Genomic DNA, 14,171 nt, shown 5'->3' with positions numbered 1-14,171 from the left:
GAACTACCTGAAGGGATTACGATTATCGCGACAGGCCCTTTGACTTCTCCAGCTTTAGCAGAGAAAATTCAACAACTTACAGGTCAAGATTACTTGTACTTTTATGATGCTGCAGCACCTATTGTTGAAAAAGACAGTATCGATATGGATAAGGTGTATGTGAAATCTCGCTATGACAAAGGGGAAGCGGCTTACATTAATTGTCCGATGACAGAAGAACAATTTGACCGTTTTTATGAGGCTTTGATATCTGCTGAAGTAGTTCCATTAAAAGAATTTGAAAAAGAAATATATTTTGAAGGCTGTATGCCATTTGAAGTGATGGCTGAACGAGGGAAGAAGACCTTACTTTTTGGCCCAATGAAGCCAGTAGGTCTTGAAGATCCTAAAACCGGGAAAGTCCCATATGCGGTTGTTCAGTTAAGACAAGACGATGCAGCAGGCACTTTATATAACATTGTTGGTTTTCAGACACATTTAAAATGGGGACCTCAAAAAGAAGTTTTGAAATTAATTCCAGGACTCGAAAATATTGAAATTGTGCGTTATGGAGTGATGCATCGCAACACTTTTATCAATTCACCACGTGTTTTAAAACCAACATACCAACTGAAAACAAATGATCAATTGTTCTTTGCGGGACAAATGACAGGTGTTGAAGGATACGTTGAATCAGCGGGTAGTGGCTTATTAGCAGGCATTAACGCTGCTAAGTTAGCACTCGGAGAAGAGTTATTAATATTCCCAGAGGAAACGGCTTTAGGTAGTATGGCACGATACATTACTGAAGCGGATCCAAGGAATTTCCAACCAATGAACGTTAACTTCGGATTATTCCCTGATTTACCAAGACGTTACAAATTGAAAGAAAAACGTGGGGAAAAGCAAGCTGAACGAGCACTTGGCACAATTCGAAATTTTATGAATTCACAATCGATATAATTGCTGAAAGCCTCTAGTTATTGTTATAATCTAGAGGCTTTTTACTTTGACATATTAAATTCGTAAAAGATGCATTGTTACAGGTGTTTCGCTAAATAGGTGCTTTAGCTACTTCAAATGTTTACAGTTCTTCACGCTTTTACTATTTGGAGGTGAACACACATGTCTCCGTCAGAAGCTTTATCTCAATTTAAAAGCTACATTCAACTTGAAAAAAATTATTCAGAACACACTGTTCGTGAATATGAATCTGATCTACTCTACTTTTTCGAATTTTTACAATCCGAAGGAATAAAAAGTCTACATGACGTTGAATATATACACGCGAGGCTATATGTCACGAAACTGTACGATGAATCACTTTCACGTACCTCGATTTCAAGAAAAATTTCGGCGATTCGCTCATTCTTTAAGTTTGGTAACCGAGAATTCGGTTTGAAAGAAGATGCCTTTCGCTCGTTATATCATCCCAAAAAAGAGGAACGACTTCCTCATTTTTTTTATGAAGAAGAATTACAACAAATATTTCAGGCAACGGAAGGCGATGAACATATGTCACTTCGCAACCGTGCGATACTTGAACTGTTGTATGCTACAGGAATTCGTGTAAGTGAATTAACGTCATTAGAAGAACGGGATATTGATAATCGTCTAGGCATCTTGCGTGTAATGGGCAAGGGTCGTAAAGAGAGATATGTTCCGTTTGGTCAATTTGCTCAAGATGCATTGGAACACTATATGGAATTGTCACGTCCTATGTTAATGAAACACTCTAACCACAGCTTTATATTTACAAATATGCGTGGCATGCCATTGACGCCACGGGGTGTAAGATATATACTGAGCGACTTGGTAAAGAAAGCATCATTGCATACGAAAATTTATCCGCATATGTTGAGACATACATTTGCAACGCATTTGCTAAATAACGGTGCAGACTTGCGATCAGTGCAAGAATTGCTAGGACATAGTCATTTATCTTCAACGCAAGTTTACACACACGTAACGAAAGAACATTTACGAAAAACTTATATGAATGCACATCCTAGAGCATAATATAGGGGATGAGCTAAACGAGAGGTGAACATCTTGGGAGAAATACATGCAACCACGATATTTGCAATTCAGCATAAAGGGAAATCTGCGATGGCTGGAGATGGTCAAGTTACATTAGGCAATCAAGTCGTTATGAAGCATACTGCAAAAAAAGTAAGACGTCTTTACAATGGTCAAGTCCTTGCAGGTTTTGCAGGTTCAGTAGCGGACGCATTTACTTTATTTGAAATGTTTGAAGCGAAATTGATGGAATATGATGGTAACTTGCAAAGAGCCGCTGTCGAACTTGCGCAACAATGGCGAGGCGATAAAATGTTACGCAGACTTGAAGCGATGTTGCTTGTGATGAATGAAGAGACTTTATTATTAGTTTCTGGTACGGGTGAAGTGATCGAACCGGATGATGGGATTTTAGCCATAGGGTCTGGTGGGAATTTTGCTTTAGCAGCTGGACGCGCATTAAAACAATATGCTGGTGAAACAATGAATGCAAAAGAAATTGCTAAAGCCGCGTTGACTACTGCTGCAGACATTTGTGTATTTACGAATCATCAAATTATTGTGGAGGCGTTGAATGAATGACTAAACAACAATTGACACCAAAGCAAATAACTGAGCATTTAGATCGTTTTATTGTAGGACAAAAAGAAGCTAAAAAATCTGTAGCAGTTGCACTACGTAATCGCTACCGTAGAAGTTTATTGACTGCAGAGATGAAAAACGAAGTGATCCCTAAAAATATTCTGATGATTGGTCCTACTGGTGTGGGTAAAACTGAAATTGCAAGAAGAATTGCTAAGTTAAATAACGCACCATTTATCAAAGTAGAGGCAACCAAGTTTACAGAAGTAGGGTATGTTGGACGTGACGTTGAATCAATGGTTCGTGATTTAACAGAAGCGGCCGTTCGTATTGTCAAAGAAGAAATGACTGAAGACGTAAAAGATCAAGCCGAACGTTTAGCTAATGATGCTATTGTTCGTCTGCTTGTGCCGTCTTTGAAAAAGAAACATAATGCTCAAAATCCATTTGAAATGATATTTGGACAAAAAGCAGAAACAGATGAAGCTGTAACCGATGATACAGAGATTCGTTTAAAACGTTCACAAATCGCAGAAGATTTGAGAGACGGGAAGCTTGAAGACGAATGGGTAAACGTAGAAGTTACCGAACAAGCGCCTTCTATGTTTGATGCATTCCAAGGTTCGGGTATGGAAAACATGGGCCAAAATATGCAAGATGCTTTATCTAACTTAATGCCAAAGAAAAAGAAAAAGAGACGTTTACAAGTTAAAGATGCTCGTCGAGTGTTGACGATAGAAGAAGCAAGTAAACTAATTGATTCTGAAGAAATGGCTCAAAAGTCAGTTGAGCGTGCAGAGCAAACTGGTATTATATTTATTGATGAAATTGATAAGATAGCAAGTAAAGGTGGCAATGGTTCATCTGCAGATGTTTCTCGAGAAGGTGTGCAACGCGATATTTTGCCAATCGTAGAAGGATCTACAGTACAAACCAAATACGGTGCTGTGAAAACAGACTTTATGTTGTTCATTGCAGCTGGAGCTTTCCATACAGCAAAACCATCTGATTTAATTCCAGAATTACAAGGTCGCTTTCCGGTTCGTGTTGAACTTGAGAAATTGACCAAAGAAGATTTTGTCCGTATTTTGAAAGAGCCAGATCATTCGTTGATTCGTCAATATAAAGCGTTACTTGATACTGAAGGTGTAACTTTAGACTTCACAGATAGTGCGATTGAAAGAATTGCTGAAATTGCAACCGAAGTAAATCAAGAGACGGATAATATTGGGGCTCGACGTTTGCATACGATTTTAGAGAAGTTGCTAGAAGAGCTGTCATTTGAAGCTTCTGAAATTTCACCGGCACATATTGACATCACAGCTGCATATGTCGATCAAAAACTCGGAAACATCGTAAAAAACAAAGATTTGTCACAATTTATTCTTTGATTTGAATTTTATCTATATCCAAAACAATTAAAAACCTTTAGAATATTTAATAAATAGCTACAACCATTATAGGAGGAAACATTCATGAATTTATTAGGAAAAACAAGAAAGATCAACTCAATGCTACAAGCTTCAGCAGGTAAACAAGTAAACTTTAAAGAAATGGCAACAACACTTAGCGGTGTTATCGAATGTAACGTGTTCATTCTTAGCCGTAAAGGAAAATTATTAGGATTTGAGATTAATCAACAAATCGAAAATGAACGTATGATTCAAATGATGGAAGAACGTCAATTCCCAGAAGCATATACAAAAAACCTTTTCAACGTAAACGAAACATCTTCTAACTTAGATGTATATAGCGAACACACAGTGTTCCCTATAGAAAATCGTGAATTGTTTAAAGATGGTTTGACAACGATTGTTCCAATCATTGGTGGCGGAGATCGTTTAGGAACTTTAATTCTTGGACGTTTAAAAAATGAATTCCATGACGATGATTTAATTCTTGGTGAATATGGTGCTACAGTTGTTGGGATGGAAATCCTTCGTGAAAAATCAGAACAAATCGAAGTTGAAGCACGTACGAAAGCTGTTGTTCAAATGGCAATTAACTCATTATCATACAGTGAGTTAGAAGCAATTGAACATATCTTCGAAGAGCTTGATGGCAACGAAGGCTTACTTGTGGCTTCTAAAATTGCTGACCGTGTTGGAATTACACGTTCAGTAATCGTTAACGCTTTACGTAAATTAGAAAGTGCTGGCGTTATCGAATCACGTTCTTTAGGAATGAAAGGGACGTATATTAAAGTATTAAACGACAAATTCTTAAACGAATTAGCTCAACTAAAACTTAAATAAGTACAAGCTAACAATCACAGGGCTCAGTCCTTGTGGTTGTTTTTTATATGGAGTAGAAAGACTTGTGATATAGACATATCTGATTTTCTAGTTATGGTCTCAAACACGTCTCATTCCCTAGTCAACTTATTGAAACAGGTAAGGCCAAAGCAGTATCCAAAAAAAAATATTAAATGGTTTTGTTTTCGCTGCGCTACTGTTGGAAAGAAGAAATGTAAAATGGCTAGTTTACTAATCCATAAACCATAAATCACTTTAACACTGAGGTTTCCGGGGAACTTTGGAAAGCACCATGCAGCACTTTTATCTAATGAATAAATAGAGGGAGATGTGACGATGTCACATCTCCCTCTGATTTTTCTAGACAATCTTGCTACTCGAATACTTTCGGCGATTGCCTGCAACCTTGGGGCAAAATGTTTTTTGATTTTGGTTTACTAAATAATTGTCACTTTTTTTTGCTATCCAGACCGCCGAAGATACAATTTCGGCGGCTACCGCATTTCTTTATTTGGGAGTTTTTTATTATCGCCCCCGCGCGACTGATAGTGATGATGAGAAGTGCACAAAAATAAAAAAAGCTGATTGTGGCCGAAATATCATCTTCGGCCGACATCTACAAAAAGAGAGTATTGCTTCTTTAGTAATCCAAGTGAACTGAACTGAGTGCATCCAGGTTGCAAGGGAACGAAGGACGCGACTGAAAAAAGCGATGATGGCGAGTGACGAAGTCACAAGCCTGTCCTCTTTATTCTAGAGACCAAGGTGCAGCAACAAATGCGTCTGAAGCGGGCTGGAAACCTTTTTGCGTTAGAGTAAACATTATCTGCCACGTTTATTTTTCCTTTAAAAACGTATTACTACTAACTAGAAATGTAGTCTTGGAAATAAAAGAAGCAGACAGAAGCTGAAATAGCATCTTCGGCCGAATATCTACAGAAAGGGAGTATCTCTTCTTTAGTAAACCAAACGATCTTAAATGTGTGCATCTAGGTTGCAAGGGAGCGAAGGATGCGAATCAGCCGCAAGATGATCTGGAAAAAGCGAGGATGGCGAGTGACGTAGTCACAAGCCTATCCTCTTTATTCTCAAGACCAAGGTGCAGCAAAATAAATGTAAAAAGCGGACTGAAAACCTTTTTGCTTCATTCAGTTTTTCAACCTTATAAACACCTCAAGTAATTAAATAGTGTCTCCAAACAAAGTTACAAGTTTACACAATGCATTAAAATTTTCAACTAAACACTTGCGAGAATAGTCTATACATGGTATATTATCAAATGGTGTTATCACACACGCATTTGGATAGTGACAAGTGGTCCTTAATCAGATTAAGGTCTTGAGCGCTAGTTGAAGAATGCGGAGGGAAAAAAAACCATATCAGGAGGAAACAAAAAATGTCAGTAATCTCAATGAAACAATTACTTGAAGCAGGTGTACACTTCGGTCACCAAACTCGCCGTTGGAACCCAAAAATGAAAAAATTTATTTTTGTGGAACGTAATGGTATCTACATCATCGATCTTCAAAAAACGGTTAAGAAATTAGAAGAAGCATACGAATTCATGCGTCAAGTTGGTGCTGACGGTGGTAAAGTTCTTTTCGTAGGTACGAAAAAACAAGCCCAAGAAGCAATCAAAGAAGAAGCAGAACGTTCAGGTATGTACTATGTTAACCAACGTTGGTTGGGTGGAACATTAACAAACTTCGGTACGATTCAAAAACGTGTTAACCGTTTAAAAGCAATCGAAAAAATGGAAGAAGACGGTACTTTCGATGTCCTTCCTAAAAAAGAAGTAGTTCAACTTAAAAAACAACACGAACGTCTTGTTAAATTCTTAGGCGGTATTCGCGACATGAAAGGTGTACCGGATGTAATGTTCGTAGTAGACCCACGTAAAGAGCGTATCGCTGTTGCAGAAGCTATTAAATTGAACATTCCTCTTGTAGGAATTGTTGATACAAACTGTGATCCAGATGAAATCGACTACATTATTCCTGCAAACGACGATGCTATCCGTGCCGTTAAATTATTAACTGGTAAAATGGCTGACGCGTTACTTGAGTCAAAACAAGGTGAAGAATCTCCAGCTGAAGCTGCTGAGTAATCCCACGTATTTCCAGGTGATAAGCGGCTTAAACCCCTTATCACCTTTTTTTGAGAATTAAGTTGATACTTGAATAGGAGGAAACAACAATGGCAGTTACAGCACAAATGGTTAAAGAATTACGCGCAAAAACAGGCGCAGGTATGATGGACTGTAAAAAAGCGTTAGTAGAAACAGACGGTAATATCGATGCAGCAGTAGACTTTTTACGTGAAAAAGGTCTTTCAAGCGCAGCTAAAAAAGCTGATCGTATCGCAGCAGAAGGTACAACTTACATCTTAGAACAAGGTAATGACGCTGTTTTAGTTGAAGTAAATGCTGAAACTGATTTCGTTGCTAAAAACGAAGGTTTCCAAACTTTAGTAAGAGAATTAGCTGAGCACTTATTAGCTACAAAACCTGCTACAGTGGAAGAAGCTACAGTTTCTACAATGTCTAACGGATTAAATGTTGCAGACCACATTTCAAATGCTATTGCAAAAATTGGTGAAAAAATCACATTACGTCGTTTTGTAGTTCGTACAAAAACTGACAATGATGCTTTTGGTCCTTACCTACACATGGGTGGACGTATTGGTGTTCTAGTAACACTTGAAGGTTCAACAGATGCACAAGCAGCTAAAGACGTTGCTATGCATGTTGCAGCTTTAAACCCACAATTTATTTCTCGTGACGAAGTTTCTGAAGAAGATGTGGACCGCGAGCGCAAAGTATTAACTGAGCAAGCATTAAATGAAGGTAAACCTGAAAACATCGTTGCTAAAATGGTTGAAGGCCGTCTTGGTAAATATTTCGAAGATGTATGTTTACTTGAACAATCATTCGTTAAAAACTCGGATCAAAAAGTTAAAGATTTCGTGAAAACAACGGGTGGTACTGTTACTGAATTCGTACGTTATGGTGTTGGTGAAGGAATCGAAAAACGCCAAGACAACTTCGCTGAAGAAGTAATGAGCCAAGTTAACAAAGGGTAATAAGTAAAATTCGCATTTGCTCGAAGATGAGCTACTATAAATATTTGATTTACTCTGGGGAGCACGATTCTGTGTTCCCTATTTTTCGAGAAAAAAGTGTAATGGAGGCTACTTATGAGCACACCACAATATAAAAGAGTTGTTTTGAAATTAAGCGGAGAAGCTTTAGCTGGAGAACAAGGTTTTGGTTTATCCCCAGAAATTATTATGTCTGTTGCGGAACAAGTGAAAGAAGTAGTTGATTTAGGTGTGGAAGTTGCGGTTGTTGTAGGTGGCGGAAATATCTGGCGTGGTAAAGTAGGTAGCGAAATGGGTATGGACCGCGCAACTGCGGACTATATGGGCATGTTAGCTACTGTAATGAACTCTTTAGCACTACAAGATTCCCTTGAAAAGTCAGGAGTTGAAACACGCGTCCAATCATCTATTGAAATGCGACAAGTTGCTGAACCATATATTCGCAGAAAAGCAATTCGTCATTTAGAGAAGAAGCGCGTTGTTATTTTTGCAGCAGGAACCGGAAATCCTTACTTCTCAACAGATACTACTGCAGCTCTACGTGCAGCGGAAATAGAAGCTGATGTAATATTAATGGGTAAAAACAATGTTGATGGTGTTTATTCAGCTGATCCAAAAACAGATAACGATGCGGTCAAATACGAGGATTTAACTTTCTTAGAAGTTATTCAACAAGGTTTACAAGTAATGGATTCAACGGCATCGACTTTATGTATGGACAACGATATCCCGCTCATAGTATTCTCAATTATGGAGAATGGAAATATTAAACGTGCCGTATTAGGCGAAAAAATTGGAACTATCGTTAGGAGGAATTCTTAATGTCAAAACAAGTGATTGATCAAACAAAAGAAAGAATGGTTAAGGCTATTCAAGCTTTAAGTCGTGAGCTTTCGACGATTCGTGCAGGTCGTGCAAGTTCATCTTTATTAGATAAAATCTCAGTTGATTATTATGGCTCACCTACGCCAATCAATCAAATCGCGGGTATTGCTACACCTGAAGCTAGATTGATAACGATTCAACCTTATGATAAAACAGCTCTAGGTGACATTGAAAAAGCAATTCAAAAATCAGACCTTGGGATTTCCCCAACGAATGATGGAACAATTATTCGTATTGCTATTCCTGCTTTAACTGAAGAGCGCCGTAAAGATTTGGTGAAACTGGTTAAGAAAGAAGCAGAAGAAGCTAAAGTTGGTATTCGTAATATTCGCCGTGATGCGAATGATGAATTGAAAAAATTAGAGAAGAAAAGTGAAATTACTGAAGATGATTTACGCGGATTCTCTGACAGTGTTCAAAAATTAACAGATGATCATATCGTTCAGGTAGATCAAGTAGCAAAAGAAAAAGAAAAAGAAATTTTAGAGGTTTAATTTTTTGAACTTTTTCGCTGTTAAGACGTTCCTATCAAATAGGACGTCTTTTTTTGTGGGAATGAAGAAAATTCCAACGTTTTTTGATATGATAGGAAAGACAACATTCCGATAAGTGCGTAAAGTGGAGGACTCAACATGTTACATAAACTCATTCGGAGAAAACCCGAACGACAAAAACAAACGCTCGAGGAGCGAATATCGCATTCTAAAAATGAACATATTCCATCTCACATTGCTATTATCATGGACGGTAATGGGAGATGGGCAAAAAAACGCGCACTTCCACGGGTAGCTGGTCATCACGAAGGCATGAAAACTGTGCGGAAAATCACACGACTAGCAAATGACTTAGGTGTGCGCGCCTTGACTGTTTATGCATTTTCAACCGAGAATTGGAAGCGTCCAAAACTTGAAGTTGATTTCATCATGCGCTTGCCTGAAGAATTTTTAGGTAAGTATCTTCCTGAGCTCATTGAACAAAATGTGAAGGTCGTTATGATGGGGGAAAATGAAACTTTACCAAAACATACTCAAGAAGCTGTGCGAAAAGCAATGGAACAAACAAAAGAGAATACAGGTTTAGTATTAAATTTCGCGTTGAACTATGGAAGTCGAGCAGAAATAGCACAAGCGATGCAAAAGATTTCGCAACAGATTCAGCTAGGGACACTTGATTATACCGAAGTCAACGAAGACTTAATATCACAGCATTTAATGACTTGTGATTTGCCAGATCCTGACCTGCTTATTCGAACGAGTGGAGAAGTCCGTCTCAGTAACTTTATGTTATGGCAATTGGCATATACCGAGTTTTGGTTTACCGACACATTGTGGCCGGATTTTGATGAAGATTGTTTACTTGATGCTGTAGAAAGTTATCAAAACCGAAATCGTCGCTACGGGGGATTGAAGGGAGAAGAAACAAATTGAAACAACGCATTATTACAGCGGTAATTGCCGCAGCCTTGTTCATTCCAATTGTCATGCTTGGAGGATTGCCATTTACGATCCTAGTTTACGCTATGGCAGCGGTGGGGTTATATGAAATACTTCGAATGAAAGGTCTTTCGATTTTTTCGGTCCATGGTTTCATCACATTATTCGCTTTGTTTGCATTTTTAATGCCAAGCGAGTGGTCGATTTCATTTATGGAAACTACGGGATATACCAAAATAGATTTTGCACTTATTGCCGTTCTTTTATTATTAACGTACACCGTGGTTGTGAAAAATCGTTATACTTTTGAAGATGCTGCATTCTCGATAATGGGAGCATTATATGTTGGGATAGGATTCTTCTATTTCATTGAGACTCGATTAATTGACAATGGCCTTCAATACGTGATTTTTGCTTTATTAATTATTTGGACGACTGATTCAGGTGCCTATTTTACTGGGAAAAAATTCGGGAAAAAGAAATTGTGGCCTGAGATTTCTCCTAATAAAACCATTGAAGGCTTTATTGGAGGAATTGCGACAGCTATTATTTTTGCAGTCGTTTATCAATGGATATCACCAATCAGTTCATCGTATTTTGTACTTGTCATTGTAACGATTTTAGCTTCCATCTTTGGTCAAGTAGGAGATTTAGTTGAGTCCGCACTTAAACGACATTACAAAGTAAAAGATTCAGGGAATTTATTACCTGGACATGGTGGGGTTTTAGATCGATTTGATAGCTTATTATTTGTGTTAYCGCTTTTACATTTCTTGCATTTTGTTGGTTAAGGAGATTTAAAGTTAATGACAAAGCATATTACTTTATTAGGTGCAACAGGTTCGATTGGGATTCAAACAATCGACATCATTAGAGAGCATCCACAAGAATTTAAATTAGTAGCATTTTCGGCAGGTCGTAATTTAGATAAAACGCGAGAAATTATTCGTGAATTTAGTCCTGCCCTGGTATCAGTCCAAAATGAAAATGATGCGATTCTTCTAAAAAAGGAATTTCCGAGCATTGAACTTGCATATGGTAGCAAAGGGTTGATTGAAGTAGCAACACATTCCGACGCTTCCGTTTTAGTAAATGCAGTATTAGGTAGTGTCGGACTTGAATCGACTTTAGAGGCAATTAAACAACAAAAAACAATTGCTCTCGCAAATAAAGAAACACTTGTTACAGCTGGACATCTAGTTATGGCAGCGGCGGCTAAATATAACTCACCGATTTTACCGGTTGATAGTGAGCATTCAGCACTTTTTCAGTCGATKAATGGTGAAAAGCGTAGCCAAGTCAGTCGCTTAATTTTGACTGCATCAGGAGGAAGCTTCCGCGATCGTACTAGACAAGAATTAGAAAATGTAACGATTCAAGATGCTTTAAATCATCCTAACTGGTCAATGGGAGCTAAAATCACAATTGACTCGGCAACGATGATGAACAAAGGATTAGAAGTGATAGAGGCACAAGTATTATTTGATATGTCTTACGATGATATCGACGTTTTATTACACAGAGAAAGTATTATTCACTCAATGGTGGAGTTTCATGACACAAGTGTAATGGCTCAACTCGGTACTCCGGATATGCGTGTACCTATTCAATATGCACTTTCATATCCTAATCGTTTGCCAAGAAAACAAGCAAAGCGTTTAAATCTTGTTGAAATAGGCAAACTGCATTTCGAGGAAATGAATTTGGAACGTTTTCGTGCTTTAAAACTTGCTTATGACGCTGGACGAGCAGGTGGTTCGATGACAACCGTGTTAAATGCTGCAAATGAAGCGGCCGTTGCGTTATTTTTAAATGGAGACATTCGATTCTTACAAATCGAAGAATTAATTGAGCGTGTGATGGACAAACATGATGTGATACGTACACCTGATTTAGAAACGATTTTACACGTAGATGCTATTACGAGAAAAACAGTTCAAAACATGGTAAAATGATTGGAAGATTGATGACGGCAAAACGCTTTAAAAAAGGTGGGACATTATGGAGACAACCATTGCTTTTATATTAATATTTGGTTCACTAGTATTTTTTCATGAACTAGGTCACTTTATTTTTGCAAAACGTGCGGGAATCATGGTTCGTGAATTTGCAATAGGTTTTGGGCCTAAAATAGTTGCAATCACAAAAGGTGAAACTCTTTATACACTTCGTTTACTTCCACTTGGTGGATACGTACGAATGGCTGGAGAAGATATGGATTCGGTTGAATTACAACCTGGATTCAGAGTAGGTTTAGTTTTAAATGCTAAAGAAGAAGTTGTGAAAATCGTATTAAATCAAAATAAACAACAGCAAGATATGTTGTTTTTAGAAACAGAACGAGCAGACTTAGAAAAAGGTCTTTGGGTTGAAGGTTATGATGAAGAAGAACGATTAGTACGATACAATGTGTCACGAAAAGCCGTTATAACTGAAAATGGAAAAGATACGTTGATTGCACCTCATGACCGCCAATTCGGTTCGAAATCAATTGGTAATCGGTTTATCACGATTTTTGCGGGTCCATTGTTTAACTTTATTTTAGCTTTTTTCATTTTTTTAATGATTGGATTGTTACAAGGCGTTCCAACATATGAACCAATCATTTCAGGCGTATCAGAAGCGGGTCCAGCCCTTGATTCCGGTATGCAAGAGGGAGACTTAGTTACGAAAATTGATGGACAATCAATTGATTCATGGCAAGAACTTGCTTCAAAAGTACAAGCAAGTGCTGGTGAAGCTTTAACATTCGAATATGTTCGTGATGGAGAAGTTATTAAATCAACTATTACACCAAAATCCGTCAAACAAGATGGTGAGACTGTTGGTCAAATCGGTGTTTTATATGAAAGTCCTGTCGAAAAAAACCCATTAAAAGCTGTTGCCTTTGGTGCGGAACAAACCGTAACATGGATTGCCAAGATTTTCGAACTGCTTGGTATGTTGGTTACTGGTCAATTTACAATTGATGCTTTGTCTGGACCTGTTGGGATATACAAAGCAACTGAACAAGTGGCTCAGTACGGAGTGTTTAATTTAATGAATTGGGCAGCTATTYTAAGCATTAACTTAGGTATTATGAATTTACTTCCATTACCAGCGCTTGATGGCGGGAGATTATTATTCTTCTTAATTGAAGCGGTACGCGGAAAACCTGTGGATCGTCAAAAAGAGGGCATGGTCCATTTTGTTGGAATCATGTTGCTGATGGTACTTATGGTTGTTGTGACTTGGAATGATATTCAAAGATTTTTCTTTTAACTATTAAATATGCGATTGCTATGAGGAGCTTATAAATTATGAAACAAAGTCTAACATTCATCCCTACACTTCGTGAAACCCCAGCTGATGCAGACGTTAAGTCTCATCAGCTGCTCCTTCGCGCAGGATTTATTCGTCAAAATACAAGTGGTATCTATTCATTTTTACCTCTAGGTAAACGCGTTCTGCAAAAAGTTGAAAGTATTGTTCGTGAAGAAATGGATGCAATAAATGGTGTTGAAGTATTAATGCCTGCTATGCAACAAGCGGAATTATGGCAAGAAACTGGACGTTGGTACTCATATGGACCTGAATTAATGCGTCTAAAAGATCGCCATAATCGTGAATTTGCACTTGGCGCAACCCATGAAGAAGTCATTACCTCATTGTTACGTGATGAGATTAAGTCATATAAAAAATTACCACTTACTTTGTATCAAATTCAAGCTAAGTTCCGTGACGAAAAGCGCCCTCGCTTTGGTTTACTTCGTGGACGAGAATTCCTAATGAAGGATGCGTATTCTTTCCATGCGACACGTGAAAGTTTAGATCAAACTTATGAAGATATGGTACAAGCATATACAAATATTTTCTCTAGATTAGGGTTGAATTTCCGAGCAGTTATTGCAGATTCTGGTGCTATCGGAGGGAAAGATAC

General features: G+C 37.9%; 14 protein-coding genes. All 14 read left to right on the top strand.

Annotated features, from left to right (window positions below):
• Positions 1-942 (top strand): FADH(2)-oxidizing methylenetetrahydrofolate--tRNA-(uracil(54)-C(5))-methyltransferase TrmFO (trmFO, locus tag AC1DOS_RS11800; protein WP_477537652.1); only part of this gene is annotated, 942 nt, incomplete at its 5' end.
• 162 nt (positions 943-1,104) lie between these two features.
• Complete coding sequence (gene xerC / locus AC1DOS_RS11795) at positions 1,105-1,998, top strand: tyrosine recombinase XerC (protein ID WP_477537651.1); 894 nt, start codon at positions 1,105-1,107, stop codon at positions 1,996-1,998.
• 33 nt (positions 1,999-2,031) lie between these two features.
• Positions 2,032-2,580, top strand: coding sequence for an ATP-dependent protease subunit HslV (gene hslV / locus AC1DOS_RS11790; protein WP_024535009.1), 549 nt, complete (start codon positions 2,032-2,034; stop codon positions 2,578-2,580).
• Positions 2,577-3,971, top strand: a complete 1,395-nt coding sequence (hslU, locus tag AC1DOS_RS11785) for an HslU--HslV peptidase ATPase subunit (protein WP_477537650.1) — start codon at positions 2,577-2,579, stop codon at positions 3,969-3,971. The genes hslV and hslU overlap by 4 nt, the downstream gene beginning before the upstream one ends.
• A gap of 84 nt (positions 3,972-4,055) precedes the next feature.
• Positions 4,056-4,835, top strand: coding sequence for a GTP-sensing pleiotropic transcriptional regulator CodY (gene codY / locus AC1DOS_RS11780; RefSeq protein ID WP_108584639.1), 780 nt, complete (start codon positions 4,056-4,058; stop codon positions 4,833-4,835).
• A 1,396-nt stretch (positions 4,836-6,231) separates the two neighbouring features.
• Positions 6,232-6,942: a 30S ribosomal protein S2 gene (rpsB, locus tag AC1DOS_RS11775; protein ID WP_108584640.1), complete on the top strand. Its 711-nt coding sequence runs from the start codon at positions 6,232-6,234 to the stop codon at positions 6,940-6,942.
• Between the two features lie 89 nt (positions 6,943-7,031).
• Complete coding sequence (gene tsf, locus AC1DOS_RS11770) at positions 7,032-7,916, top strand: translation elongation factor Ts (RefSeq protein WP_477537649.1); 885 nt, start codon at positions 7,032-7,034, stop codon at positions 7,914-7,916.
• A 114-nt stretch (positions 7,917-8,030) separates the two neighbouring features.
• Complete coding sequence (gene pyrH / locus AC1DOS_RS11765) at positions 8,031-8,756, top strand: UMP kinase (protein WP_108584643.1); 726 nt, start codon at positions 8,031-8,033, stop codon at positions 8,754-8,756.
• On the top strand, positions 8,756-9,313 hold the full coding sequence (gene frr / locus AC1DOS_RS11760; RefSeq protein WP_108584645.1) for a ribosome recycling factor: 558 nt from the start codon (positions 8,756-8,758) through the stop codon (positions 9,311-9,313). The genes pyrH and frr overlap by 1 nt, the downstream gene beginning before the upstream one ends.
• Before the next feature lie 138 nt (positions 9,314-9,451).
• The gene (locus AC1DOS_RS11755; RefSeq protein ID WP_477537648.1) at positions 9,452-10,246 is read left to right on the top strand and encodes an isoprenyl transferase; all 795 of its coding nucleotides are present in this window, start codon (positions 9,452-9,454) and stop codon (positions 10,244-10,246) included.
• Positions 10,243-11,043 (top strand): phosphatidate cytidylyltransferase, encoded by an 801-nt coding sequence (locus AC1DOS_RS11750; protein WP_477537647.1) that lies wholly within the window; start codon positions 10,243-10,245, stop codon positions 11,041-11,043. The genes AC1DOS_RS11755 and AC1DOS_RS11750 overlap by 4 nt, the downstream gene beginning before the upstream one ends.
• Positions 11,044-11,058: 15 nt before the next feature.
• The gene (gene dxr, locus AC1DOS_RS11745) at positions 11,059-12,207 is read left to right on the top strand and encodes a 1-deoxy-D-xylulose-5-phosphate reductoisomerase (RefSeq protein WP_477537646.1); all 1,149 of its coding nucleotides are present in this window, start codon (positions 11,059-11,061) and stop codon (positions 12,205-12,207) included.
• A 46-nt stretch (positions 12,208-12,253) separates the two neighbouring features.
• Positions 12,254-13,513: an RIP metalloprotease RseP gene (rseP, locus tag AC1DOS_RS11740; protein WP_108584651.1), complete on the top strand. Its 1,260-nt coding sequence runs from the start codon at positions 12,254-12,256 to the stop codon at positions 13,511-13,513.
• A 38-nt stretch (positions 13,514-13,551) separates the two neighbouring features.
• On the top strand, positions 13,552-14,171 hold a 620-nt coding region (gene proS / locus AC1DOS_RS11735; protein WP_477537645.1), incomplete at its 3' end, for a proline--tRNA ligase.

Source organism: Paenisporosarcina sp. P5_A11 (assembly GCF_056400705.1).
Note: the sequence above shows the minus strand (reverse complement) of the source record. Positions and strands in the feature narration are given on the sequence as shown.

Excerpts from the sequence above, each read along its gene's own strand:
- tsf (WP_477537649.1), top strand. The coding sequence starts at position 7,032 with ATGGCAGTTACAGCACAAATGGTTAAAGAATTACGCGCAAAAACAGGC.
- codY (WP_108584639.1), top strand. The coding sequence starts at position 4,056 with ATGAATTTATTAGGAAAAACAAGAAAGATCAACTCAATGCTACAAGCT.
- frr (WP_108584645.1), top strand. The coding sequence starts at position 8,756 with ATGTCAAAACAAGTGATTGATCAAACAAAAGAAAGAATGGTTAAGGCT.
- pyrH (WP_108584643.1), top strand. The coding sequence starts at position 8,031 with ATGAGCACACCACAATATAAAAGAGTTGTTTTGAAATTAAGCGGAGAA.
- rpsB (WP_108584640.1), top strand. The coding sequence starts at position 6,232 with ATGTCAGTAATCTCAATGAAACAATTACTTGAAGCAGGTGTACACTTC.
- AC1DOS_RS11755 (WP_477537648.1), top strand. The coding sequence starts at position 9,452 with ATGTTACATAAACTCATTCGGAGAAAACCCGAACGACAAAAACAAACG.
- xerC (WP_477537651.1), top strand. The coding sequence starts at position 1,105 with ATGTCTCCGTCAGAAGCTTTATCTCAATTTAAAAGCTACATTCAACTT.
- hslU (WP_477537650.1), top strand. The coding sequence starts at position 2,577 with ATGACTAAACAACAATTGACACCAAAGCAAATAACTGAGCATTTAGAT.